This window comes from Senegalimassilia sp. (genome assembly GCF_977052095.1).
In genome coordinates this window covers 15,452-41,347 of sequence record NZ_CDRSTZ010000005.1, presented here as the reverse complement: position 1 = coordinate 41,347, position 25,896 = coordinate 15,452, and the positions used below count along the sequence as shown (strand labels likewise).

At 63.2% G+C, this 25,896-nt stretch carries 21 protein-coding genes and 1 riboswitch; of the genes, 17 read left to right on the top strand and 4 right to left on the bottom strand.

Going from position 1 to position 25,896, the window contains the following annotated elements:
• The coding region (ribD, locus tag ACWI6D_RS01900; protein ID WP_449133464.1) for a bifunctional diaminohydroxyphosphoribosylaminopyrimidine deaminase/5-amino-6-(5-phosphoribosylamino)uracil reductase RibD at positions 1-1,155 on the bottom strand (1,155 nt) is incomplete at its 3' end.
• Between the two features lie 178 nt (positions 1,156-1,333).
• Positions 1,334-1,517, bottom strand: a riboswitch (FMN riboswitch).
• Positions 1,518-1,722: 205 nt separating this feature from the next.
• Positions 1,723-3,063 carry a coproporphyrinogen III oxidase family protein gene (locus ACWI6D_RS01895; RefSeq protein ID WP_449133463.1) on the bottom strand — a complete coding sequence of 447 codons (1,341 nt, stop codon included), beginning with the start codon at positions 3,061-3,063 and terminating at the stop codon, positions 1,723-1,725.
• Between the two features lie 415 nt (positions 3,064-3,478).
• Between ACWI6D_RS01895 and ACWI6D_RS01890 the strand changes: the two genes are divergently transcribed.
• Entirely contained in the window at positions 3,479-4,990 is a 1,512-nt protein-coding gene (locus ACWI6D_RS01890; RefSeq protein ID WP_303250795.1) for an alanine/glycine:cation symporter family protein, read from the top strand.
• 80 nt (positions 4,991-5,070) lie between these two features.
• On the opposite strand, the gene ACWI6D_RS01885 is transcribed toward ACWI6D_RS01890, so the two are convergent.
• Positions 5,071-5,994 (bottom strand): DUF2797 domain-containing protein, encoded by a 924-nt coding sequence (locus tag ACWI6D_RS01885; RefSeq protein ID WP_449133462.1) that lies wholly within the window; start codon positions 5,992-5,994, stop codon positions 5,071-5,073.
• Positions 5,995-6,294: 300 nt separating this feature from the next.
• Here ACWI6D_RS01885 and hisZ point away from each other — a divergent pair, with 300 nt between their 5' ends.
• The 13 genes from hisZ to ACWI6D_RS01820 all read left to right on the top strand — a co-directional run bounded on the left by hisZ (position 6,295) and on the right by ACWI6D_RS01820 (position 21,213).
• On the top strand, positions 6,295-7,998 hold the full coding sequence (gene hisZ / locus ACWI6D_RS01880; protein WP_449133461.1) for an ATP phosphoribosyltransferase regulatory subunit: 1,704 nt from the start codon (positions 6,295-6,297) through the stop codon (positions 7,996-7,998).
• A gap of 147 nt (positions 7,999-8,145) precedes the next feature.
• Positions 8,146-9,468 carry a histidinol dehydrogenase gene (gene hisD / locus ACWI6D_RS01875; RefSeq protein ID WP_449133460.1) on the top strand — a complete coding sequence of 441 codons (1,323 nt, stop codon included), beginning with the start codon at positions 8,146-8,148 and terminating at the stop codon, positions 9,466-9,468.
• The gene (gene hisC / locus ACWI6D_RS01870) at positions 9,461-10,525 is read left to right on the top strand and encodes a histidinol-phosphate transaminase (protein WP_449133459.1); all 1,065 of its coding nucleotides are present in this window, start codon (positions 9,461-9,463) and stop codon (positions 10,523-10,525) included. The genes hisD and hisC overlap by 8 nt, the downstream gene beginning before the upstream one ends.
• 63 nt (positions 10,526-10,588) lie before the next feature.
• The gene (gene hisB, locus ACWI6D_RS01865) at positions 10,589-11,182 is read left to right on the top strand and encodes an imidazoleglycerol-phosphate dehydratase HisB (protein ID WP_449133458.1); all 594 of its coding nucleotides are present in this window, start codon (positions 10,589-10,591) and stop codon (positions 11,180-11,182) included.
• Between the two features lie 10 nt (positions 11,183-11,192).
• Positions 11,193-11,855 (top strand): imidazole glycerol phosphate synthase subunit HisH, encoded by a 663-nt coding sequence (gene hisH, locus ACWI6D_RS01860; RefSeq protein WP_449133457.1) that lies wholly within the window; start codon positions 11,193-11,195, stop codon positions 11,853-11,855.
• A 9-nt stretch (positions 11,856-11,864) separates the two neighbouring features.
• Complete coding sequence (gene hisA, locus ACWI6D_RS01855) at positions 11,865-12,620, top strand: 1-(5-phosphoribosyl)-5-[(5-phosphoribosylamino)methylideneamino]imidazole-4-carboxamide isomerase (protein WP_449133456.1); 756 nt, start codon at positions 11,865-11,867, stop codon at positions 12,618-12,620.
• Positions 12,614-13,378: an imidazole glycerol phosphate synthase subunit HisF gene (hisF, locus tag ACWI6D_RS01850; RefSeq protein WP_417751779.1), complete on the top strand. Its 765-nt coding sequence runs from the start codon at positions 12,614-12,616 to the stop codon at positions 13,376-13,378. The genes hisA and hisF overlap by 7 nt, the downstream gene beginning before the upstream one ends.
• A 109-nt stretch (positions 13,379-13,487) precedes the next feature.
• A complete protein-coding gene (hisI, locus tag ACWI6D_RS01845; protein ID WP_449133455.1) occupies positions 13,488-13,817 on the top strand; it encodes a phosphoribosyl-AMP cyclohydrolase in 330 nt (109 codons plus the stop codon).
• 249 nt (positions 13,818-14,066) lie between these two features.
• Positions 14,067-14,753 carry a fructose-6-phosphate aldolase gene (gene fsa, locus ACWI6D_RS01840; RefSeq protein ID WP_129423221.1) on the top strand — a complete coding sequence of 229 codons (687 nt, stop codon included), beginning with the start codon at positions 14,067-14,069 and terminating at the stop codon, positions 14,751-14,753.
• Complete coding sequence (gene rho / locus ACWI6D_RS01835; RefSeq protein ID WP_449133454.1) at positions 14,750-16,888, top strand: transcription termination factor Rho; 2,139 nt, start codon at positions 14,750-14,752, stop codon at positions 16,886-16,888. Before fsa ends, rho begins: the two co-directional genes overlap by 4 nt.
• Before the next feature lie 16 nt (positions 16,889-16,904).
• Complete coding sequence (locus ACWI6D_RS01830) at positions 16,905-18,932, top strand: methionine--tRNA ligase (RefSeq protein WP_303251769.1); 2,028 nt, start codon at positions 16,905-16,907, stop codon at positions 18,930-18,932.
• Positions 18,933-19,275: 343 nt separating this feature from the next.
• Positions 19,276-19,755, top strand: a complete 480-nt coding sequence (gene rnhA / locus ACWI6D_RS01825) for a ribonuclease HI (protein ID WP_129423219.1) — start codon at positions 19,276-19,278, stop codon at positions 19,753-19,755.
• Positions 19,756-20,025: 270 nt separating this feature from the next.
• Positions 20,026-21,213, top strand: a complete 1,188-nt coding sequence (locus tag ACWI6D_RS01820; RefSeq protein WP_449133453.1) for a coiled-coil domain-containing protein — start codon at positions 20,026-20,028, stop codon at positions 21,211-21,213.
• A 148-nt stretch (positions 21,214-21,361) separates the two neighbouring features.
• Here the strand turns inward: ACWI6D_RS01820 and yihA are convergent, their stop codons facing one another.
• Positions 21,362-21,946, bottom strand: a complete 585-nt coding sequence (yihA, locus tag ACWI6D_RS01815) for a ribosome biogenesis GTP-binding protein YihA/YsxC (protein WP_129423218.1) — start codon at positions 21,944-21,946, stop codon at positions 21,362-21,364.
• A gap of 469 nt (positions 21,947-22,415) precedes the next feature.
• Here yihA and ACWI6D_RS01810 point away from each other — a divergent pair, with 469 nt between their 5' ends.
• From ACWI6D_RS01810 to rpsB, 3 genes are all read left to right on the top strand, one after another.
• Positions 22,416-22,667: a DUF6110 family protein gene (locus tag ACWI6D_RS01810; protein ID WP_129423217.1), complete on the top strand. Its 252-nt coding sequence runs from the start codon at positions 22,416-22,418 to the stop codon at positions 22,665-22,667.
• Between the two features lie 18 nt (positions 22,668-22,685).
• Complete coding sequence (locus ACWI6D_RS01805; protein ID WP_449133452.1) at positions 22,686-24,767, top strand: heavy metal translocating P-type ATPase; 2,082 nt, start codon at positions 22,686-22,688, stop codon at positions 24,765-24,767.
• A gap of 269 nt (positions 24,768-25,036) precedes the next feature.
• Positions 25,037-25,792, top strand: coding sequence for a 30S ribosomal protein S2 (gene rpsB, locus ACWI6D_RS01800; protein ID WP_449133451.1), 756 nt, complete (start codon positions 25,037-25,039; stop codon positions 25,790-25,792).
• Positions 25,793-25,896 lie beyond the last annotated feature (104 nt).

Here is a 25,896-nt window from a genome sequence, read left to right as displayed (position 1 = left end):
TCCCAGCATGGCAAGCAGGTGGGAAACGGAAACGTGTCCGGCAGCGTCGGGGGCAACGGAAAGCACCTCGACCCCTCTGCTGGCCAGGCGCTTTGCCTTCGCAGCCCCGGGCGATGCCTCATTGGCTACGGGTGCGCACGTTGCGACGATAAGCGGAGCGGCGCCCTCGCTGCACGAGCGAACCAGCGCGCAGTCTTCGGGAATGCGCAGGCGCGAGTCAAGCACCACGCGCACGGGTTGGCTGCCAGGTGTGTCGCGGCGGCAGGTCAGCAGCGGGTCGTCGGCAAGCACGGTGCCGATGCCTACGCAGATGGCGGCAAGCCTATGGCGCAGCTCGTGAACATCGGCACGCGCTTCGGAGCCAGTGATCCAGCACGCATCGCCCGACGCGCAAGCGATTTTACCGTCGGCGCTCATGGCCCATTTCGCCACCACGTACGGCGTTTTGTGCGTGATGAAGTGGAAGAACACGGAGTTGAGTTCGTCGCACGCAGCGCGCAGCACGTCTGCGTCCATGCGGATGCCGGCGGCGCGCAGCGCTTCGCAGCCTTTGCCGGCTACGAGCGGGTTTGGGTCGCGGCTGCCCACCACCACGCGCGCGATGCCCGCTGCGATAAGCGCTTCGGTGCATGGCGGCTGCTTGCCGGTGTGGCAGCAGGGTTCCAGCGTTACGTACGCCGTGGCGCCTTGCGCGCATCCGTGCGCCGGGTCGTCGGGGCTGGCCGGTTGGCCGCTTGCGCCTTGCCCGCTGCGCAGCGCGCAGTCGGCCAGCGCGTTGCGCTCGGCATGCGCCTGCCCGTAGCGCTCGTGCCAGCCTTCGCCGATAACGCGCCCTTCGCGCACGATGACGCAGCCTACCAGCGGGTTCGGGTTCGTCCAACCGGCGCCACGCCACGCCAGCTCGATGGCGCGGCGCATGAAGCGCGCGTCATCGGCGTCGTGCTCGCAGCCGGCGCCTGCGCTATTCGCGAACGTCGATGGCTTGCCGCGCGCATCGTCGGCATCCGCAGCGTTCGCGTGCGCGTTCTGCCCACTGCCGGGCGCACATGCGTTGCCCGGCTGCTGCGTCAGCCCATCGCAAGCGGATGCTGCCACGGCTTCGCCAGCTGCGCTTTCGTTTCCTTTCTGGGGTTGAGGTTTCGTTATGCCTGCCATGTGTGCCCTTTCTCTCGTAGCCACCCTGCGAGGTCCAGGCATGAAAAACGCCCGCAGGGAATCTGCGGGCGTAAACAAGCAACGATGAGGTGCCCGGCCGGCGAAGTGAGCGCCGTGGGCATCGTTACGTCGCGGAAAACCGCGGCGCGCACGCGGCTTGCCGGCCGCATGCGTTCGTGCTCCTGTTCTTCCATCCGGACTGTAACCGTTGGTCCTGGACTTTCACCAGATCAGCCAAGCAAGTTGCAACCCGCCGCCGAAACGGCGTTTGCGCAACCTGCTCGGGTTGCGGACTTCGCGATGGCGCCTGAGCGCTTCGCGTTACCGCCAGTGAGGAATTTCACCTCGCCCTGAACAGATATCTTGGTTGGATAGTATAGGCTTGCCTGTGCACCTGCGCAAGCAGAAAGTTTGCCCGCGTTTGCAAATCGCCCGCTGCGCGCACACGCCGCAAACGAAACCATCGACCGTTTCGCCAACGCAAACGCTGCTGCCAATCATCATGCGGTAGCAACAAAAACGGCACCCAAACGGGTGCCGTTTCGCAGTAAGCGGTTGCTGCGAACGCTAGTCTAAGCAAGCGCTGCAGTTCGTCTCGTCGCCGAACAGCAGGTCGTGCTCGGGGCCGGAAAGCGCGTCGCGGGCCTGGTCGCGTAAGTTGTTCATGCCCGACAGGAACTGGCGATACAAAATGAGCGTCAGGTAGCGGCCCATGCACGTGAGCGTCAGCTCCTGCGCGTTGTCGGTCTCAAATGCGCGGTGCGCGCGGAAAAACGCCATTTCGGCGGGCAAAAGCGTTTCGATGCTTTGGCCGAACTGCTGCTTGAAGTCCTGCTTGTCCAGGCGCAGCTGATACAGGTGCAGCAGGAAGTAGTAGCGCGCCAGATCGCGCTTCGACATGACGCATTTACCCATGATGGACATGTGCCCGGCTTCGATGGCCTCGTTGTACTCCTGCAGACTGAACGTATTCACGTACAGCGCGCCGTTGAGGTGCGTGATCGAGCCGCTGCCGATGCCGGGGTATTCGTTGTAGGCTACCTGCAACTCTTCGGCATACAGGTTCGTGTCGTGGCCGCCATCGTGGTTCAAACGGTTGAACGTCCAGATGGTGTCGCGGCTGAAAAACGGCTGGTCACCGCCGGTAAGCACGCCGTCAAGAATCTGGTAGTAGCGGTACTCGCGGTTGTAATCCATGTTGCCGAGCGACTTCTCCATCTTGCGCGTGGTGGCGCTGGAAACGTACAGTGGGCTGAACGTGGTCTGTCGCGCACCGCACGCCACGATCTTCTCCAGGTCGTCAAACAGGATGTCTTCAGTTTGATTCGGGAAGTTGAAGATCATGTCAACATTGATGGAGTCGAAATATGGCGCCGCAAGTCCGATGCGCTCGAAAATCTCTTCGCCGCTGCCGTACTTCTTGTAACGATCCATCTGCTTGAGCAGGTCGTTATTGAAGCTTTGCACGCCCACGGACAGGCGTTGCACGCGGCCTTTCAGCTCAGAAAGCCACGGGTCGGTCAGGTGGTTCGGGTTTGTCTCCACGCCCACTTCCTTGATGTGGAAGTTGTTGCGGGCTAAATCAATGGTCTCGCACAGCTCGTCGAGCAGGATGGTGGGGGTGCCGCCGCCGAAGTACAGCGTTTCGAAATCCCAGCCGCGTTCTTTGAGCATCATCATCTCGCGGCGCAAGTTCTTGAAGTACGTGCGGGCGATGTCCTCGTGGAACACGTAGCGGTTGAAGCTGCAGTACGGGCACAGGACCTGGCAAAACGGCACGTGCAGGTACAGCATGTATTTTATGCCCGGTTTCGGGTCGGGGAAGAATTTCTCGTCAGTCGGCTGAAGGTCGAGATGACGCTTGGTCATCCCCTTGACCAGGTTCGTCAAAAATCGTTCGGAAAGCATGAGCGCCCCTTACGCGTCGTCGCTTTATATTCGGTGAGAGACCATTCTAGCCATTCGAGCGGAAAAGCAAGGTTACGGCAAAGTAAACGAAAACGACGAACACAATTGCGCTCGCCGATGCTTACGCGCCGTCTGCGGGTGACGTTTAAACCGTTCGCCGATGTCAAGCTGACGAAAGCTCGATGGGCTTTGGCTACAGCTAGTCATGTGCGGCGCGGTTTTGCCCAATCAGGCGAGGTTATTCGCGTTGCTTTCGGCGTTCTTGCGGCGGTTTTGCATGCCGGCGAGGCGGGGTTTCGCGAAAGCCTACCCTTTCTCTTCCAGGTCAAAATGCGGTATAGTGGTCTTTCCGTGAACTTTTGTGCGGGCGCACAAATTCCCGGGATGAAATTCGGTTCGAGAAGGGGAAAGCCACATGGACTTCAACGCATGGCTTGTCGACGTCACCGGCGAAATCGACGGCTTCATGTACACGTATATCCTGCTTATCCTGCTGGTAGCAGTGGGCGTGTACTTCACCATCCGCACGAAAGGCGTGCAGATTCGCTTCATCAAGGACATGTTCAAGCAGCTGACCGAGAAGAAGCACGTGGAGGGCGAGCGCTCCATTTCATCGTTCCAGGCGCTGATGGTGTCCACCGCCAGCCGCGTGGGCACGGGCAACATCGCCGGCGTGGCCACGGCCATTGCCACGGGCGGTCCGGGCGCCGTGTTCTGGATGTGGCTCATGGCGCTGGTGGGCGCGGCTTCGGCGTTCGTGGAGTCCACGCTGGCGCAGATCTGGAAGGTGCGCGGCATCGACGGCGAGTTCCGCGGTGGCCCGGCTTACTATATTCATCAGGCGCTTGGCAGCCACAAGCTTGGCGTGCTGTTCAGCGTGTTGCTGATCTTGTGCTTCGCGTTCGGCTTCAACGGCCTGCAGGCGTTCAACGCGTGCAGCGCGCTTGAATACTACATCCCCGATTACGCCACGAACGGCGTTGCGGTGGCGGCGGGCCTGGCGCTGGTGGTGTTCACGGCTGGCGTCATCTTCGGCGGCTCGAAGCGCATCAGCGTCATCACATCCATCATCGTGCCCGTCATGGCCATCGCCTACATTGCCATTGCGCTGTGGACCACCATCTCCAATATCACGTGGCTGCCCGCCGTGTTCGGCCTGATGTTCGAAAGCGCGTTCGACTTTCAGTCCATCTTCGGCGGTTTCGCCGGCTCGGTGGTTATGCTGGGCATCAAGCGCGGCCTGTACTCGAACGAGGCCGGCATGGGTTCTGCCCCGAACGCCGCCGCAACGGCCAGCGTGTCGCACCCGGTGAAGCAGGGCCTTGTGCAAAGCCTGTCGGTGTACATTGACACGCTGCTTATCTGCACGTGCTCGGCCATGATGGTGCTGGTGTTCTACGTGCAAGATCCCGCCGCGGCCGCTGGTCTGAATGGCATGCCGCTGGTGCAGATGGCCGTGAACAACGCCGTGGGCCCCATCGGCATCCACTTCATCACGTTCGCCATCTTCATGTTCGCGTACTCCAGCCTTATCGGCAATTACTTCTACGCCGAGTCGAACTTCCGCTTCATTAAGAACGACAGCAAAACCGCGCTGGTCATCTTCCGCCTGGCGTGCTTGGCCGTCATCTTCTACGGTGCCGTGAACAGCTTCGATTTGGCATGGAACCTTGCTGACATCTTCATGGGCCTCATGGCCATCATGAACCTGATTGCCATCCTGCTTCTGGGCAAGTGGGCGCTGGCTGCGCTGAAGGATTACTCCGAGCAGCGCGCGGCTGGCAAAGACCCGGTGTTTTTGGCCGACAGCATTCCTGGCCTGCCGAAAACCGAGTGCTGGCATCTTGAGGAAGTGAAGGACTTCGGTGAGGCTCCGGTGAAGGAATACTTCGAGGAAGCCGTCGACGTCGAGGTTGACAAGGCGTAAACCGTAACAACGTTGCAACAACGAAGCGCCGCCGGGCAATGCAGCCCGGCGGCGCTTTTGCGTATGGCAAGCCTTGGTTTCTAAAACAGCGAGATTTGCTGGGGTTCGGTGGCGTATTCGCAGGCAACTTCGTCATCGAGGAATTCGATCTCGTGCGACTCCCATTGTTTGATGGGCGCCACGAAATTCGTGCCGTCCTGCCAAAACACCAGGTTGGCGCCCACCATGCCCGCGCAAGCGCCGGCGCACACGTCGGTGGTGTCCCAATCGGCGGGCAGCTGCATGGCGTACGCGTCGGGCGAGGGGCCGCCGAAATAGTACGGCGACAGGTCAAGCGGGTCCTCGGGGCAAAAGCCGGCTTGCGCCACGGCGTCGACGTCTTCCACGCGCGCAACCGCATCCGCAAGCTCGCGGCAGGCGGCGTCGAACGAATACGGCGTATCGGCAAGCAGCTTGGCCTTCAACGACGCGCGCATGGTCTCGGCCACGCCGTCGCAGGCGCACAGCGCCGCCTCAAGCGCGCGGGCGTCGTCGGCGCAGGTGAAGCGCCCCGCCACGCGGGCAGCGCGTGCGCCCTGCTCGAGCAGCCGCTCGATGCCGCGCGTTTCGCTGGAAATGCCCGCTTTCACGTACCCGGGCGCGAAATACGCCAGGTACACGTAGTGCGGCGTCTGGTTGTAGGCGCGTTGTTGCGGCGAGACGTAGCTGCTGAAGTAGAACGATGGGTTGAAGCCGGTGGCCTCGATGCACGCGGGGCACATGTCCTCTTTGCTGTCGGGCAAAAGCTCCACGTCAAGCGGGCAGACGCTTTTCTCGCATGTCTCCAGGTCGAAGCGCCCGATGCAGCGCCGTTGCGGCAGTCGGCGCAGCGAGAACGTGCGCCCGAGCACGGGCACGTACTGCACGGTGCCTTCCGTGGTGTCGTTGATAGTCAAGTACGGGCCGTCGGCGCTGAAGCCGTAGCCGGCCAGAACAACGGTATGGTCTTCGAAGAGGTTCGACATGGGTTTCCTTTCGGGTATGCGCGGCAGGCGGCGTCTGACCATTGGCGGACAGGCGCGGCAAGGCTGCCTGCGCAACGGGTTGTCGCATGTATCATAACGTCTTGCGAAAAGAGCGGGTAAATAATCTGTCAATCGTGTTGCTTTATCACTCTACTGTGCTAAAGTATCGAACATCGCATGATGGACTTTGCCGGTGCGCTGCGGCGGGCAAAGGCTCCCTGGGCCGTTGGCCGCCAGCTGCCGATTCAGCGTGCGGGCAAGCCGCCGCACGCATGCGCTTAACGAAAGGTGGGAAACCGCATGAATTACGTGACGCCCTCGGGCTTTCGCGATGTGCTGACCGATGAGGCGGTGCTGCGCGAGCAAGCCGCCCAGGCCGTGCAGGCGAACATGGCGGCGAAGGGCTATCTGCCCGTGGAAACGCCGACGCTCGAGGTGATGAACGTGCTGCAGGCCGGCGGCAGGTTGCCGGGCACGCCGTTCAAGCTGTTCGATGCGCGCGGCGATCTTCTGGCCATGCGTCCCGATGTCACGTTGCAGATCGCGCGCATGTGCGCCACGCGCCTGGCCGGCCAGCCCGGCCCGTTTCGCTTCCGCTACATGCAGCGCGTGTTTCGCGAGGCGGAAGGTCAAACGCAGGCCGAGCCGCGCGAGACCACGCAGATGGGCGTCGAGCTGATCGGCGAAGCGGGTGCGGCGGCAGACGCCGAGGTCGTGGGCTTGTTGGCCGAGTCGCTTGAGCTGGCCGGCGTGCGCGATTTCAAGATCGCGCTTGCGTCGGTAAGCGTCTTGCGCGCGCTGCTGGCAACCTGCGGCGCGCCCGAAAGCTGGCGCGCCGCTGTGCTCGACGCGTACCACACTTCGAACTTCGTCACGCTCGACGAGCTGACCATAGGCGCTGGCGCGCAGGGTGTGCCGCCGGTGTTTGCCCAGGCCATCGACAAGCTTGCGCGCATTCGCGGCGGGCGCGAGGCCATCGCCGAGGTGCGCTCGCTTGTGGCGCCGCTTGGGTGCGAAAGCGGGTTGGACAGCCTGGAGCGCGCTTACGACCTTCTGGAGCAGGCGGGCCTGGCCGACAGCATCCAGGTGGACTTCTCGGTCATGAGCAGCTTCGACTACTACACGGGCATCGTGTTCGAAGCCTACGCGCCGGGCCTCGGCGCGCCGCTGGGAAGCGGCGGGCGCTACGACAACACCATCGGCGCCTACGGCGATGCTCGCCCCGCCGCCGGCTTCGCGTTCTTCCTGGAGCGCGCCATGGCCGCCGCCGCGCAGGCCGACGAACGCGCTGTCGCCGGCGCCACGCCGCGTCCGCTGCGCATCGCCGTGCCGAAAGGCTCGCTCAACGCCGATTCCATCGCGTGTTTGGCGGCGTGCGGCCTTGACGTCACCGGCCTGGACAACCCCGGCCGTCAGCTCATCATCCGCAACCCCGGCGTGGAGTACATCATCGTGCGTCCCTCCGACGCGCCGGCGTTCGTGGAGCTTGGCGCGGCCGACTGCGGCATCTGCGGCGAGGATTCCCTGGTGGAAGCACAGCCCGACGTCGTCGAGCTTGCCGACCTGAAGTTCGGCGCCTGCCGCTTCATCGTGGCCGAGCCCGCCGGCGCAGCCGAGAAAACCGCTGAGCATTACCGGCGCTTGGGCTCCATCCGCATCGCCACGAAGTACCCCAACATCACGCGCGCCCACTACGCGAAGACGGGCACGCAGGTTGAAATCGTGAAACTGCACGGAAACATCGAGCTGGCACCATTGACGGGGCTGGCCGAACGCATCGTCGACATCACGGCCACCGGCACCACCTTGCGTGAAAACAACCTGGTCATCGTGGAGGACGTCCTCTCGTCGACCGCGCGTTTCTTCGCCAACGGCACCTCGCTGCGTACCGACCCGCGCATCGTCGAGCTGGCCGACGCCATGCGCGCCGGGGCTGCGGCGGGCAAGTGGGAGGCCACGGTCATTGCCGGCGGCGTGCAATCGCCGGCCGAGCCGCAAAGCTAGCAAACCCCGCCGCCGCGCCGCGGGACCGCCGAAAAGGAAACGGTGGGCCGCAGCCGTGTTTGGCGCTACCATAGCAACGCGCGCTTTTGCGCACCGAACAAGGTAAACAGCCGGAAAAGCCCGGCAGGACATAGAAAGAAGGAAACCATGCGTCGCGTCATCCTGAAAACCGGCGAGCAATTCTCCAACAAGCACCTCAAGCGCACGGGCGCGTTCAACGCCCAGGCCATGGCTACGGCCACTAGCATCATCGAGCAGGTGCGCGAGCAGGGCGACGCGGCTCTGCGCGAGCTCACCGAGAAGTTCGACGGCGTGAAAATCGACGACTTCCGCGTGCCGGCCGAGGCCATCGAGGCTGCGGCGACGCAGGTGGATCCCAAAACCGAGGCCGCGCTGCAGAAGGCTGCGAAGCAGATCCGCGAATTTCACGAGCGCCAGGTCAAGCAGAGCTGGTTTTCCGTGCGCGAGGACGGCGCGCTGGTAGGCGCGAAGGTCACGCCGCTTGAAAGCGTGGGTATCTACGTGCCCGGCGGCCGCGCGCTCTACCCGTCCACCGTGCTTATGAACGCCCTGCCCGCCGCTGTTGCCGGCGTCGAGCGCATCGTGTGCGTCACGCCGCCCACGAAGGACGGTTCCATCGACCCGGTGGTGCTTGAGGCATGCCGCCTGGCAGGCGTTACGGAAATCTACACGGTCGGCGGCGCACAGGCTGTGGCCGCGCTGGCTTACGGCACCGAGTCCATCGAGCCGGTATGCAAAATCACGGGCCCGGGCAACGCGTTCGTGGCCGCGGCGAAGAAAATCGTTTCCGGCGATGTGGGAATCGACATGATCGCCGGCCCGTCCGAGGTGTGCGTCGTGGCCGATGAAACGGCCAATCCGGCCATGGTTGCCATCGACCTGATGGCTCAGGCCGAGCACGACCCGCTGGCAAGCTGCTACCTGGTCACGTTCGACGAGGAATACGCGGACAAGGTGGAAGCGGCCGTCGAGCAGCACATGAAGGCCTCTACGCGCGCCGAAATCACCACGGCTTCGCTGGCCGATCAGGGCCTCATCGTCATCTGCGACTCCATGGAGCAGGCTACCCAGTCCGTCAACGTTATTGCGCCCGAGCACCTGGAGCTGCACTTCGACGGCGCGTTCGAGCAGCTTGGCGCCATCCGCAACGCCGGCGCCATCTTCGTGGGAGAGTGGACGCCCGAGGCCGTTGGCGACTACGTGGCCGGCCCGAACCACACGCTGCCCACCGGCGGTACGGCCCGCTATGCTTCGCCTCTTTCCACCGACGAGTTCATCAAGCACTCCAGCGTCATTCAGTATTCCGCGAAGTCGCTGGCCAACGACGCTGATGCCGTCATAGCCATCGCGCGTCACGAGGGCCTGTGGGCGCATGCCCGCAGCGTTGAGCTGCGCAAAGCGCTGATGGAAACCGGCGACATCTACGGCTTGGACGGCGCGAATGAATAGCGTTCGTGCGTCAGCCCCGCAGCTGGCCGACATCACCCCCTACGACCCGAAGTACCTTCCGGCGCGCGCGTACCTGTCGGCCAACGAGAACCCCTCGGACGTGGAAACCGAGGTGCGCAACGAGATAAAGCGCGAGATCAACAAGGTGGCGTTCAACCGCTACCCCGATCCGCTTGCCAACGAGCTGCGCGACATGATCGCCGAGGCTAACGGCCTTGACCGCGACCAGGTGCTTGTGGGCAACGGCGGCGACGAGCTGCTGTTCAACATCGCGCTTGCCTGGGGCGGACCGGGGCGCAAGTTCCTGAACATGCCGCCGACGTTTTCCGTGTACCAGAACAACGCCGAACTCACGAACACTGAGGTGGTGAACATCCCGCGCCGCGCCGACTACTCCATCGACGAGGAAGCGGTGCTTGCGCGCGTGGCGCAAGGCGACATCGATTACGTCATCGTCACCAGCCCGAACAACCCCACGGGCGATTTGGCCGACGAGCGCTTCATCCTGCGTCTGCTTGACGCCACCGATGCACTGGTGATGGTGGACGAGGCGTACTTCGAGTTTTCGCGCGGCACGGTGCGCCCGTACCTGGCAAGCCACAAGAACCTGATTATCCTGCGCACGTTTTCCAAGGCGTTCTCGCTTGCGGGCGTGCGCGTGGGATACCTGCTGGGAAACGCCGAGGTCATCCGCGAGTTCATAAAGGTACGTCAACCGTATTCGGTCGACGCGGTGTCGCAGGCCATCGCGCGCGTGGTGTTCCGCAACCGCGCGAAGTTCGAGCGCGGCATCATGCAGATCATCTCCGAACGCGGGCGCGTGTTCGAGGCGCTGGGGCAGCTGCCGGGCGTGACGGCGTATCCGTCCAACGCCAACTACATTCTGTTCCACGTTGAAGGCGCAGGTCAGGTGTGGCAGCAGCTGTACGACCGCGGCATCCTGGTGCGCGATTTCAGCCGCGCGAACATGCTTGAAGACTGCCTGCGCGTGTCCATCGGCAGCCCCCAGGAAAACGACGAGCTGCTGGCGGCGCTGCAAGAGATTTTGTCCAAGTAGCGGAAAATGGGACAAGGGGACAGTCCCTTTGTCCCATTATTTCACGAGGGAAAGGCGGACGCTATGAGCGAACGCGTTGCGCGCATCTCGCGCACCACGAAAGAGACCGACATCGAGCTGTCGGTCGACCTCGACGGCACCGGCACCACGGATGCGGAAACGGGCATCGGGTTTTTCGACCACATGCTCACGGCGTTCGGCCGCCACGGCCTGTTCGACCTGTCGGTGCGCTGCGCGGGCGACTTGGAAGTTGACGGGCACCATTCGGTCGAGGACGTCGGAATCGTCATGGGCCAGGCGTTCGCCCAGGCGCTTGGCGACAAGCGCGGCATACGCCGCTTCGGCGACATCGCGCTGCCTATGGACGAGGCGCTTATCTTGGCGGCCGTGGACATTTCCGGCCGTGGCCAGCTGTTTTGGGATGCGCAGGTGCCGCCGGTGATGGTCGGGGCCTTCGATGCCACCTTGGCGAAGGAGTTCTTCATCGCCTTCGCCACCAACGCGGGTGTGACGCTGCACGTGCGCGAGCTTGCCGGCGAGAACACGCACCACGTCATCGAGGGCATGTTCAAGGCCGTCGCGCGCGCCATGCGCCAGGCGTGCGAGCCCGACCCTCGCATGGGCGACGCGCTGCCGTCGACCAAGGGAATGCTGTAGGGGGGTTCGCATGATCGCTGTTGTTGACTACAAGAAGGGCAATTTGCTGTCTGTTGAGCGCGGGTTGCGCGCGGCGGGCGGCGATGCTCGCATCACGTCGGATGCGGGCGAGATAGCCGCTGCCGACGCTATCGTGCTGCCGGGCGTTGGCGCGTTCGCCGATGCGGCCGCCACCATGGAGGAGCTTGGCCAGATGCAGGCCATCCGCGAACGCGTGGCGGCAGGCGCACCGTTTTTGGGCATCTGCCTGGGCGAGCACCTGCTGTTCGAAGAAGGCACGGAAGGCGCGGGCGACGCCGGCAACCCGCACGGCTTGGGAATCCTTCCCGGCTGCGTCGACCGCATGCCGAAAACGGATGCCGAGGGGCGCGCCTACAAGGTGCCGCACGTGGGCTGGAACACCGTGGAGTTCGCGGAAGGCCAGGCGGAAAATCCGCTGTTCGCCGGTATCGAATCGGGCACGTACTTCTACTTCACGCACAGCTACATCGCGCCCGAGGGGCCGCACACCATCGCGCGCACCGCGCACAGCGTGACGTTCCCGTGCGCGGTGGCGCGCGGGAACGTGTTCGGCGTGCAATTCCATCCCGAGAAAAGCTCGGATGCGGGCGCGGCGGTGCTGCGCAACTTCGTGAACATCGTGAACGCGGCGGCGGGCGCCGCGCAAGGCTAGGAGGACGCCATGTACCTGCTTCCCGCAATCGACATTTTGGGCGGCAAGGCCGTTCGCCTGGCGAAAGGCGATTACAACCAGGTGACCGTCTATAACGACGACCCCGTGGCCCAGGCTCGCGTCTTCGAAGAGGCCGGCGCCGCATGGGTGCACGTTGTGGACCTTGACGGCGCGCGTTCGGGCGTGCCGGAAAACATCGCCATCGTGGAGCGCATCGTGCGCGAAACGTCGTTGAGCGTGGAAATCGGCGGCGGCATCCGCAGCCTGGAGACGCTCAAGCGCTTGGTCGACGCGGGCGCGGCGCGCATGGTGCTGGGCACGGCGCTGGTGAACGACCCCGAGCTTGCGCGCGCTGCCGTTGACGCCGTGGGCGGCGACCGCCTGACGGCTGGCATCGACGCGAAGGGCGGGGAAGTGGCCGTTTCCGGCTGGATCGAAGGCTCGGGCGTAGCCGCCACCGACCTGGCGCGCGCTATGAGCGAAGCGGGTTTTCGCCACATCGTGTATACCGACATTGCGCGCGATGGCATGCAAACCGGCATCGACGTGCAGGCGTACGTGGACATGGCCGCGGCGTTCGGGCATCCCGTCATCGCCAGCGGCGGCGTTGCCAGCGTGGCCGACATTCAGCGCTTAGCGCCGGTTGCGGCGTCCGTCGAAGGCGTCATCACGGGCCGCGCAGTCTACGAAGGCACGCTCGACGTAGCCGAAGGCGTTCGGATGTGCGCCGGCCTGACGGCCGCGGAAGGAGGCACCGCATGCTAGCGAAACGCGTTATCCCGTGCATGGACGTGAAGGACGGCCGCGTGGTCAAGGGCGTGAACTTCGTGAACCTGCGCGATGCGGGCGACCCCATCGAGCTGGCGCAGCGCTACGACGAGCAGCGCGCCGACGAGGTTATCTTCCTTGACATCACCGCCACGTCCGACAAGCGCGAAACCACTGTTGACCTGGCCAGTCGCGCCAGTGCGCAGCTGCACCTGCCGTATTGCGTTGGCGGCGGCTTCCGCAGCGTGGCCGACATCCGCCGCATGATAGCCGCCGGCGCCGACAAGGTGTCGGTCAACAGCGCGGCGGTGGCGAACCCCCAGCTCATCACCGATGCGGCCGCGGCGTTCGGCGGCCAGGCCATCCTGTGCGCCATCGACGCGAAGCGTCGTGCCGACAACCCGAACAAGTGGGAAGTCTACGTGCACGGCGGGCGTACGGCCACGGGCATCGACGCGGTGGAGTGGGCCGCCGAGGCAGCCCGCCGGGGCGCGGGCGAGATTCTGCTTACCAGCATGGACCGCGACGGCAGCAAAGACGGCTTCGACTGCGCGCTGACTAGGGCCGTTGCACGCGCGGTCGACATTCCCGTCATCGCCAGCGGCGGCGTGGGCAAGCTCGAGCACTTCGCCGAGGGCATCATAGAAGGCGAAGCCGACGCCGTGCTTGCCGCCAGCGTCTTCCACTTCGGCGAATTCACCGTCCGCCAGGTGAAGGAATACATGCGCTCCCAAGGCATTCCGGTGCGCCTGTAGAAGGCCGCCTGCTTCGCAACTTTTGCGGCGCGTCTGCTCAGGCGTGCCGTTTTTCTTTCGGCTTGTCATTGACCGCCGCCGTTTGACCCTCCCAACGAAAGGACCGACTATGCAAGCACAGCTTCCCGAGCTGAAATACAACGCCGATGGGCTTATCCCGTGCATCGTGCAGGATGTCGAAACGCGCGAGGTGCTGATGATGGCGTGGATGAACGCCGAAAGCCTGCAGCTTACGCTTGAGCGCGGCGAGACGGTGTTTTGGAGCCGCAGCCGCCAAGAACTGTGGCACAAAGGCGCCACCAGCGGAAACACGCAGAAGATCACTGAGCTGCGCTACGATTGCGACGCCGACACGCTGCTTGCGCTTGTGCACCCGGCCGGCCCCGCCTGTCACACCGGCGCCACCAGCTGCTTCTTCCGCACGCTGAAGGCGTTCTAACGGCTTCAGCCTTTGCTTTTCGCGGCGGGCGCGCGTTTGCGTGCCCGCCGTTTCTCGTTTTGCCGCAACTCGTGCGCATCGCGTAGTTATCTGGTGTTATGCGCTTGCACCTGCTTGCCGGCTGCGTTATTCTGCCCGTAGTTCTTTTCCTCGGAAGAAAACCCTTCACATCATCCGTTCCCATGAATCCCTCGCGCTATCTCTATGCGCTTAGTGGGTAACGACCCGAATCTACAAGGAGGAATAAGGGTGAAGTTCTTTCTGGACACGGCTGATCTAGCCGAAATCGAAGAGGCCGCAAGCTGGGGCGCCCTGGCCGGCGTCACCACCAACCCCTCGCTGTACGCGAAAATCGGCGGCAAGCTCGACGACTTCCACAACCACATGAAGCGCATCTGCGACATCGTCGGCCCCGACTGCCCGGTGTCCGCCGAATCCGTGGCCATGACGCGCGACGAGATCGTGGCCGACGGCCGCAAGCTGGCCGAGATCGCGCCGAACATCGTCGTGAAGGTCCCCACCATGGTCGAGGGCCTGGCAGCCACGCACACGCTGGCCGCCGAGGGCATCCCGGTGAACATGACGCTGTGCTTCAGCGTGCCGCAGGCGCTTCTGGCCGCCCGCGCCGGCGCCCGCTACATCAGCCCGTTCATCGGCCGCTTCGACGACATCTCCGAAGACGGTCTGGCGCAGGTGGAAAACATCGTCACGGCCATCAACAACTACGACTTCACGGCCAACACCGTCAACGGCGAGCAGGTCGAGATCATCGCCGCATCCGTGCGCAGCGCCAACCACGTGACGCAGGCCGCGCTCATGGGCGCCGACATCGCCACCGTGCCGTTCAACGTGCTGAAGAAGATGGTGCAGCATCCGCTGACCGACCGCGGCCTGGACACCTTCATGAAGGACTGGGAGAAGGTAGCTAACGCATGAGCGAAGACCAGAATGTGACGGAGGCCCCGGTCGCCGAGGCCCCCGTCGCCGAGGCCTCTGCTGCCGCGCCGCCCGTGAAGCGCCGCCCGGGACGTCCGCGCAAGCGTCCCGTTGCCGAAGACGCCGCCGGGGCCGAAGCTGCCGGCAAGCAAGAAGCGCCGGCAAACGCCGAAGAGGCTCCCAAAACGCCGGCGAAGCGCCGCCCGGGTCGTCCGCGCAAGAAGATCGAGACGGCCCCCGTTGGCGAACATGCTGCCGAAAAGGCAGAAGCCGCGGCTGCTGACCAGGAAAAACCTACGCAGCCTGTCGAAAAATCCGAAGTTGAGAAACCTGCCCGCAAAACGCGCACGCGCCGCACGCGCGTGAAGCGAGATGCTGCCGAGGAGAGTGCCGAGGTCGCAACGGCTGCCGAGTCCGCTGTCGCGGCAGAGACTGCCGACGAGGCGCTGCAGGCCAAGGCGGAGCACAAGGCTTCCGATGCCCCGGCAACCGACGAGGCGCCCGCAAAGGCCCAGGACGCGCCGCAAGGCGAAGCGGCCGGCGAAGCTGCCGACGCCAAGGACGCTCAGGACATGGCGCCCGGTCGTGCCGCGCGTGCTGCGCGCACGCCGCGCAAGTCGGTGCGCGCTTCCGGTTCCGCGCATGCCGATCGCGACGGTCGCAAACAGCGCGACGGCGGCGAGCGCGCCGAAGGCCGCAACGACAAGAACAACCGCCACAACAACGATCGCAACGACCGTGACCAGCGTGACCAGCGCAACGATCGCAACAACAACGATCGCAAGAACCGCAACGACAAGAACAACCGCCACGACCGCCATCAGCGCAACAACAACCGCGAGGTTGTGCCCAGCGTCACGAAGGAGGACCTGACCAAGCTCAAGGTTGCCGAGCTGCGCGCGAAGGCCGCCGAGCTTGACGTCGACGTTGCGGGCCTGAAGAAGGCCGAGCTTGTCGACGCCGTGTTCGACGCCACCATGAAGGCCGAAGGCTTCATCGAGGTCGAGGGCATCTTGGACATCCTGCAGGATGGCTACGGTTTCTTGCGCACGAACGGCTATCTGCCCAGCGAGCAGGACTGCTACGTGGGCCTGTCCACCATCCGCCGCAACGGCCTGCGCAAAGGCGACAAGATCACGGGCACCACGCGCCCGGCGCGCCCGAACGAGAAGTACGCCGCCGTGCAGAAGGTGCTTACCATCAACGGCGTTGCCGCCGAAGAAGTGGGCAAGCGCGTGCGCTTCGGCGACCTGACGCCGGTGTACCCCGACGAGTGCCTGACCATGGAGCACGGCAAGTCCACCATCACGGCGCGCGTCATCGACCTGGTCAGCCCCATCGGCAAGGGCCAGCGCGGTCTCATCGTCAGCCCGCCGAAGGCCGGCAAGACCACTATCTTGAAGGACATCGCGGCTGCTATCAGCGCAAACAATCCGGAAGTGCACCTTATGTGCCTGCTGGTTGACGAGCGCCCCGAGGAAGTCACGGACATGCAGCGCTCCATCAAGGGCGAGGTCATCTCCTCAACGTTCGACATGCCCACGGAAAATCACATCCAGGTTTCCGAGCTGGTCATCGAGCGGGCGAAGCGCCTGGTGGAAGACGGCAAAGATGTGGTGGTGCTGCTTGACAGCCTCACGCGCCTGGCGCGTGCCTACAACCTGGCGCAGCCGGCGTCTGGTCGCATCCTGTCGGGTGGCGTCGATTCCACGGCCCTGTACCCGCCGAAGAAGTTCTTGGGCGCAGCCCGCAACATCGAAGGCGGCGGCAGCCTGACCATCCTTGCGTCTGCCCTGGTGGAAACGGGTTCGAAGATGGACGAGGTCATCTTCGAGGAGTTCAAGGGCACGGGCAACATGGAGCTCAAGCTCGACCGCAACCTGGCCGACCGCCGCATTTTCCCGGCAATCGACCCGGTGGCTTCGGGCACGCGCAAGGAAGATCTGCTGCTCAATCCGCAGGAGGCCCCGCTTATCTGGGCGGTGCGCCGCATCCTGGCGAACACGAACAACACCGAGCGCGCCATGGACATGCTCATCAAGTCCTTGAAGCGCACGAACGACAACACCGAGTTTTTGATGCGCGCCGCGAAGAAGGCGCAGCATTCCAACGGTGTTGCAAACTTAGATTTCTAAGGGAGATATCAATCTGATGGCAACAACGCAAAACAACGTCTCGCCGGTGACGTGGCCGAAGCGCGCGGTGGTGACCGCGGGCATGCCGTACGGCAACAAGCCGCTGCATTTCGGGCACGTTGCCGGCGTGTTCGTGCCGGCCGACTGCTTCGCGCGCTTTTTGCGCGACCGCATCGGCGCCGAAAACGTTCGCTTCATCAGCGGAACCGACTGCTTCGGCTCTCCCATCAACGAGGGCTACCGCAAGCTGGTGGAAGCCGGCGAGTTCACCGGCACCATCGAGGAATACGTCGAGCGCAACCACAACAAGCAGAAGGCCACGCTTGACTCCTACGACATCAGCCTGAACATCTATGAAGGCTCCAACATCGGGCATTCCGGCGAGGTGCATCAGGGCATCAGCGAGGCGTTCATCAAGAAGTTGCACGAAAACGGCTGGCTGCACAAGCGCTCCACGCTGCAGTTCTACGACCCGCAGGCGGGCACGTTCCTCAACGGCCGCCAGGTGCAGGGCCACTGCCCCGTGCAGGGCTGCAAGTCCGAGCACGCCTACGCCGACGAGTGCGACCTTGGCCACAGCTTTGCGCCTGAAGACCTTATCGCGCCGAAGTCGTCGCTGACGGGCGTCACGCCCGAGATGCGTCCGGTGGAGAACTGGTACTTCGATCTGCCGGCGTTCACGGAGTTTCTGAAGAAGCACGTCGAAGCGCTTGAGGCCGACCCCGAGGTGCGCCCCATCGTGCCGCAAACCATCAAGGAGTTTCTGGCCCCGCCGGTTGTGTACATCAAAAACGAGCTGCACGACCAGTACCTGGCCATTGCCGACAAGCTGCCGCACCACGTGTTCCACGAGGCCGAGAAGGGCAAGCAGTCCTTCGAGATCGAATTCGACAACATCGACGACCGCGACGCGGCGCGCGACGTGCTTACCGGCGCGCAAATCCGTTTCCGCACGGGCAAGGCGCTGGTGCCGTTCCGCATCACCGGCAACATCGAATGGGGCGTGAAGGCCCCGGTCATCGACGGCCTTGAGGGCCTGACGGTGTGGTGCTGGCCTGAAAGCCTGTGGGCCCCCATGAGCTTCACCATGGCCGTGAACGACAAGATGGGCCTGCCGCGCGGCAGTTGGCGCGATTTCTGGTGCTCTGAGGATTCCGAGGTGTACCAGTTCATCGGCCAGGACAACCTGTACTTCTACGGCGTGGCTCAGCCGGCGCTCATCGAGGCGCTGCGCCCCGGCGACATCCTGACGCCGGGCGAGACGGATCACCCCATCCGCCAAACGAAGCTGGTGGCGAACCACCATATTCTGCTGGGGAACAAGAAGGCCTCGTCGTCGGGCGCGGTGAAGCCTCCTACGGCCGACGAGCTGCTTGAGTACTACACGGTCGAGCAGCTGCGCGCGCACTTCCTGGCGCTTGGCCTTGACCAGAAGTCCGTGGGATTCAAGCCCAAGCCGTTCGACCCCGACGAGTCCAAGCGCGAAGACCCGCGCGTTGCCGACCCGGTGCTCAAAGAGGGCGCGCTGCTCACGAACGTGTTCAACCGCCTGGCCCGCAGCTGCTTCTACGAGGCGCAGAAGAACTTCGAGGGCTGGATGCCGCTGGGCCGCGTTTCCGACGAGGTGCGCGAGCGCGCTCACGCGGTTATGTCGGAGTACGACGCCACTATGCACAAGGTGGAGCTGCACACCATCATGTCCATCATGGACACGTTCATCCGTTGGGCGAACAAGTACTGGACGGACAACATCCGCACGGCTGAGAAGGAAGGCGACGAGGTGCTGCGCCGCCAGGTGCTGGTGGATTGCTTCTACCTGCTGCGCGTGGCTACGCTGCTTATGCATCCGGTGGTGCCGAAGGGCTGCGAGAAGATCGCCGACTACTTAAGCTTCGAGTTCGAGGACTTCTTCAGCTGGAATTTCGACTTCGAGGACATGAACGAGCTGTGCCACGGTCTGGAGCTTGAAGACGGCCGCCATCGCATCCGCGAGCTGCCCCCGCGCTTCGACTTCTTCAGCAAACACCCGTCGCAATTTAAGTAGTTCCGTTTGCCTGTCGGCAAACGGACTGACTCGACGCTGTGGGCCGCTGTGGCACCCCATCTTGCCCTTCAATTTCACGGGCATGGCCGAAAGGCCAATGCCCGCTCATTTCAGGGCAACCTGGGGCACCACAGCGGCCCTCGCTGACTTTTACGCCACCTGCGGCGTTGTAGCAAGCGGAATGCGGGCTTTTTGTTGGGGTAGAGGGCCTATCCGTTTGTCCCCTTCAAGCCGATTCCGGGCACCACAGCGGCCCTCGCTGACTTTGGTGGACCTGTGGCGTTGTGATTTTGGGACAAAGGGACTGTCCCTTTGTCCCATTTCTATTCGAGGAGATTTTTCTATGCACGTAGATTTGTATTCCGATGGGGCTTCTCGGGGCAACCCTGGTCCTGGGGGGTACGGCAGCATTTTGCGGTTCGTGGACAGCAAGGGCGGCGTGCACGAGCGCGAATTCTCGCAGGGGTACCGTTGCACCACGAACAACCGCATGGAGCTGCTCGGCGCCATCGTTGCGCTTGAGGCGCTCAAGCGGCCTTGCCACGTAACGCTGTACTCCGACTCGCAGTACCTGGTGAACGCGTTCAACCAGCACTGGGTTGACGGGTGGCTTAAGCGCGGGTGGAAGAATTCGCAGAAGCAGCCCGTGAAAAACGTCGATTTGTGGAAGCGCATGCTGGAGGCCAAGCAACCGCACGACGTTGAGTTCGTGTGGGTGAAAGGCCATGCCGGGCACCCGGAAAACGAGCGCTGCGACCAGCTGGCAACAACGGCCGCCGACGACCCGACACGCCACAAGGAGGACGCGGGTTTTCGCGGGTAATAAGGTTCCCGCGGGGCTTTCTATGGCTGTCTTCTGGAAGGAGGGCGGCCGTTTTCATGCAAATGCGCAAAAAACTGTTGACAGCAGCGAAGAGGGATAAGAGGCAAGAAAATGGCAGGTGAGCGGCCCGATAGCCGCACGAACGCCGCATTTTCGGTAGCGAACGCGTTGCGGCTGCGTGTGCCCGTTCGGTGAACATGAGGAGTTTCTTGTTGTGCCGATGGTAGACTGAGCGCAGTTTGCGCTGCAATCCATAAAGGAGGTTTTTGCATGCAGCAAGAAATGAAATTGCGCAGGCGCATCGCCGGAGGGGCGGTTGCGGCTGTTTTGACGTGTGGCCTCATGATTCCGCAGGCCGCCTTTGCCGAGCCCGATTCCGCTTCGAAGCAGGCCGAGGCTCAGGCTGTGCTGGCTTCTTTGAACTCCATGCAGATGGAGCTTGATCAGGCGTCAGCAAACTACGGTGAGGCTCTGGCCGAACAGGAAGCTGCTCAGCAGTCTGCTGACGAGGCTCAAACTCGCATCGATGAAATCAACGTTGAAATCGCCGACGTGCAGTCCCGTTTGGGCGATCGCGCTCACAGCATGTATCGCTCCGGCGCTGCATCGTTTTTGGACCTGTTGCTTGGTTCCACGTCGTTTTCCGAGTTCGCCACGAACTGGGACCTGCTGAACAAGGTCAACAACAACGATGCCGAGCTGGTGCAGAAGAACAAGGATCTGCGCGATGAGGCTCAGCAGCAGAAGGACACGTTCGACGAGCAAACGCGCATCGCGGCCCAGAAGGCCGATGAAGCCAAGCAACTTCAGGATGAAGCTCAGTCCACGGTGAACTCCATGCAGGCTACCTACGACAGCTTGTCTGCCGAGGTTGCCGAGCTTGTTGCCCAGGAGAAGGCGGCGCAGGAGGCGGCAGCTGCCGCCCAGGCGCAACAGACCGTTGAGCAGTCTGCAAACCAGGCTGCTAGCAATGACAACGGCGGAAGCAACGATGGCGGCAGCAACGGCGGCTACATCGATAACGGCGGCAGTTCCGACGGCGGCAGCAACAATGGCGGCAGCAACAATGGCGGCGGTAGCAACGGCGGGAGCTCTAACGGCGGCAGCTCTTCCAGCCAGCCCAGCTACAACCCGTCAACTGGCAATGCTGTTGTCGATCGCGCTTACAGCAAGATTGGCTGCTGGTACTCGTGGGGCGCTGTTGGCCCGGATACGTTTGACTGCTCCGGTCTGGTCAGCTATGCGCTGACGGGCAGTTATTCGCGCTTGGGCACCACGTACACGTTCATGGCGTGGCCGCAGGTTTCCGATCCGCAGCCGGGTGACATTTGCACCAGCTCGTACCACTGCGGTATCTATATTGGCGGTGGCCAAATGATTCATGCTCCGCAGCAAGGTGAGCAAGTTAAGGTCGGGCCCGTCCAAAGCGACATGATTATCGTTCGCTGCCCCTGGTAGCCCTCCAATAACATTCGTGAAAAGGCGTTCGAATGAAAGTTCGGGCGCCTTTTTCATGCTCAAATAGCGTTGCAATGCACAAGAGGCGCCCGAATTGCATAGGGCGCCTCTTGTGCAATAAGTGCTTGTTTTCTTGATACGCGGAGGTTTACCCTTCGCAGGCCTGCTCGATCAGCTTGCGAAGGTTGTCGAAGCCGATTTTCTTCTCGCTTGACGTTACCAGCATGGGCACGTCGTCGGGCAGTGCAAGCTGGCGGCGCAGCAGGGCGGCCTGCTTGTTCTGCTGGTTTTTCGACAGCTTGTCGGCCTTCGTCAGAACCACGGCGAACGGCAGCCCCGCTTCCTGCAAAAACCCGATCATGTTCAGGTCAAGCTGCTGTGCCTCGTGGCGGATGTCCACCAGGCTTACCACCAGCGCGAAGTTGCGGTCCTGGTTGAAGTAACCCTCGATCAGCTCGGCCCAGCGGCCCTTTTCCGACTTCGCCACGCGCGCGTAGCCGTAGCCGGGCAGGTCCACGAAACGCGCCGTGTCGGTGGCGAAGAAGTTGATGGTGGACGTTTTGCCGGGCTTCTGCGACACTTTCGCCAGGCTTTTGCGTCCGAACAGGGCGTTGAGCATAGAGGACTTGCCCACGTTCGAGCGGCCGGCGAACGCCACTTCTGGAAGCGTCGAGGGCGGCAGCTGCGAAGAGATACCGAACGAGCGCTCGAACGCTACTTTGTTGAAATTCATAGGTGCTCCCACAGGTTCGATGGTAGAAACGCGACGGTTTGTGCGGCGCTTCGGGACTTGGAGCCCGCTGCGATAGCGTCGCGTGTCTTTCATGGTAACGGCTTGACGCCGCCTTCGGGTGCGGTGGGTTCACGATTCGCACAAATCCCGTATGCTGCGGTTTACCGTTATCTTTCGGTAACCTTCGCGCCGCCTGCCGGGCGCGAGACGTGCTACTTGTGCTTCTTACCAGTGTAAACGCACAGGCCCATGCACACGCATGCGGCCATGGCGAAGAAACGGTGCCACTTCATGCCGGCCTCCTTTCGGCGAACATCGAGTTAACCAAAATCAACGCAGATAGTTAACCACTTTTTAACCATTTGACGCGCATTTTGCGTGGCACTATTCTATCTCGGTAAGGTAATTGCGGGCGCGAGAATTCGATGCTCGAGATGGCGGCGGGACGCCGCAAGAAAGGATGGAACTCATGAAGTTCGGCAAGCGTGATGGTTGGATGGTCGCTGGCGGTTTCGTGCTGGGCACGCTGGGCGTGAAGGCGCTCACCAGCAACACGGCCAAGAAGTGCTACGTGCAGGGCGTTGCGAAGAGCCTGCAGGCCAAGGCTGCCTACCAGGACGTCGTTGAGCAGGCCAAGGCCCAGGTCGACGACATCGTTGCCGAGGCCAACTACATCAACGAGTCCGCTAAGGCCGACCAGCCCGAGGCTGCTGCGGAATAGCGCAAGAAGCGATTCGTTATGAAATATCAAATTGCAAACGAGCTTCCGGGCCGTTTGCGCGTGACGCTGGCGGGCCATGTCCCGCCAGCGGACCTTGACGCGCTGTATCGCGTGATCGGCCAGTGCCCGGACGTCGTGAAATCAACGGTGTATCCGCGCATCGGCTCGGTGGCACTGACGTATCGCGCCACGCCCGGGGCTCGCGCTCGCGTGCTTTCGCACTTATCCAGCATCGACGCGGCAGCCATCGCGAAGGCCAAGCAGGGTTGCGGGCTGGAGCTTGCCCCGCGCGCCCATTCGCTGCTTATGGACTTGGCCGAGTTGGTGGGGTCGTTCCTGCTGCGCCGCTGGTTCCTTCCGAAGCCCCTTGCCGCCGCTTGGGCCGTATGGAGCTACCGCAAATTCCTGTTCGAGGGTCTAAAGTCGCTGGCCAACGGGCGCCTGGACGTGCCGGTGCTTGACGCGGCGGCCATCGGCATCTCGTTCTTGAAGCGCGATCCGCGCACGGCCGGCACCACCATGTTGCTGCTCAACGTCGGCGAGACGCTTGAGGAATACACGCGCAGCCGTTCGGAAGGTGCGCTTATCAACGCGCTTTTGGACCTGCCCGAATCCGCTCAGCTTGTCGAAGGCGACACCGAGGTGCAGGTGCCCGCGAACACGCTGAAGCCCGGTCAGCTTATTGCCGTGCGCACCGGCATGCCCGTGTGCGTCGACGGCGTGGTGGTGCGCGGTTGCGCCATGGTCAACCAGGCGGCGCTTACCGGCGAGCCTTTGGCCGTGGAACGCACGGTCGGCGACGACGTGTTCGCCGGCACCGCGGTGGAAGACGGCGAGATCATCGTCGAAGTGAAGGCCAACGAGGGCGACACGAAGCTGCGCTCCATCGTCAATTTGGTGGAGCAGACCGAAACGTACAAGTCTGAAACGCAGTCGCGCATGGAGCATCTGGCCGACCGCATCGTGCCGTGGAACTTCCTGCTTGCCGGCATCGTGGCGCTGACCACGCGCAGCCTGGTGAAAACGTCGGCGGCGCTCATGGTTGACTACTCGTGCGCGCTGAAGCTTACCGGCTCCATCGCCGTGCTGTCCGCCATGAGCCAGTCGGCGCAGTCCGGCTTCACCGTGAAGGGCTCGCAGCATCTTGAGCGCATGGCCCAGGCCGACACCATCGTGTTCGACAAAACGGGCACGCTCACCGAGGCAACGCCCGAGGTGGCGCGTGTGCTCACGCTCGACGGCTGGGATGCCGACGAGGTGCTGCGTTTCGCCGCCTGCCTGGAAGAGCACTTCCCGCACCCGGTGGCCCGCGCCGTCGTGCGCGCCGCGGCCGAGAAGAACCTCGAACACCGCGAACGCCACGCCGAGGTGGAGTACATCGTGGCGCACGGCATCGCCAGCTCGCTTGACGGCAAGCGCGTCGTCATCGGCTCGGAGCATTTCGTGGTCGAAGACGAGCAGGTGGAAATCTCCGAGGCCCACAAGGCGCTTATCGCCGAGCAGACCGAGGGGCTGTCGCCTTTGTATCTGGCCGTCGATGGCAAGCTTATGGGCGTCATCGGCTTGCAGGACCCGCTGAAGGCCGGCGTGCCCGAGGCCGTGGCCGAGCTGCGCCGCCTGGGCTTTACCCGCGTGGTCATGCTGACGGGCGACAACGAGCGCACGGCGGCGCGCATCGCCGAGCAGGCGGGCGTGACGGAATTCCGCGCGAACCTGCTGCCTGAAGACAAGTACGCGTTTATCGAGAACCTGAAGGCCCAGGGCGCGAACGTGGTCATGGTGGGCGACGGCGTCAACGACGCCCCGGCGCTGGCGCTTGCCGACGTGGGCATTGCCATGGGGCAGGGCACCGCGGTGGCCAAGGAAGTAGCCGATATCACGCTGACCGGCGGCAACCTTGGCGCCATCGTGTCGCTGCGCCGCATGAGCGAAGGGCTGATGGAGCGCCTCGGCGGCAGCTTCAAGGCCGTCATGCTCATCAACTCGGGGCTGCTTGCGGCGGGCATCGCCGGCGTCATCACGCCCCAGATGTCCTCGCTTCTGCACAACGCCTCAACGGTGACGCTGTCCATGCGCAATTCCAAGCGCTACGACGTGTAACACCTTGCGCGGTCCGTCAGGTAACCCCTGGCGGGCCGCGTTTGCGTGCGTGCATGCGCGCAGATGGCGGCACGCCCGCTTTCGCGCAGGCATTTCGTGAAGAAGCGCACATATTATCGGCGCCCCGTTGCAAACGCCCGGGGGCGTTGCTATACTTCGAGGGCTGTTTTTTATCACACATGCATGTGCGACCCAACCCGCTAGTGGCCAGTACTGGTTGCGGGTGCCGGGGATGACCGCATGCAGAGGACTAACGAATGGAGAGTGTCATGGCTAAGATCAGCATTCAGACCCTGCTCGATGCAGGCGCGCACTTCGGTCATCAGAAGCGTCGCTGGAACCCCAAGATGAAGCAGTACATCTTCGGCGCTCGCGGCGACATCTACATCCTGGACCTGAAGCAGACCCTCATCGGCATGGACCAGGCTTACACCTTTGTTTCCAACATCGCCAAGAACGGTGGTTCCGTCCTGTTCGTCGGCACGAAGAAGCAGGCTCAGGAAGCCGTCGCCGACGCCGCTAACCGCTGCGGCATGCCCTACGTCAACGCTCGTTGGCTCGGCGGCATGATGACGAACTTCGTGACCATCCGCTCTCGCGTCACCCGCATGGAGGAGCTCGAGGCCATGGAGGCCGACGGCCGCATGGCTCTGCTGCCGAAAAAGGAGCAGATCCTGCTGCGCAAGGAGCTGTCCAAGCTGCAGACCAACCTCAACGGCATCCGCAACATGAAGCGCGTCCCCGACGCCATCTTCGTGATCGACACCAACCGCGAGGAGATCGCGCTGCACGAGGCTCATCGCCTGAACATCCCCGTGGTGGGCACGCTCGACACGAACTGCGATCCGGACGACGTCGAGTACGGCATCCCGGCTAACGACGACGCCATCCGCTCCGTCAAGCTGCTGGCCGAGTTCATCGCTGACGCCGTCATCGCCGGCACCGGTGCTCCGGTGTCCGCCGAGGAGATGGCTGCTCCGGCCGAGGCTGCTCAGGCTGAGGCTGCTGCTCCGGCTGCCGAATAAGCATCAGGCTTTTCAAGGTGAAACGCGCCGTCGGTCCCTGCTTTGGCGGCCGACGGCGTTTTGAGGTTATTACGGTGCGGCAGGCCGCTGCGCCGAAACAACGA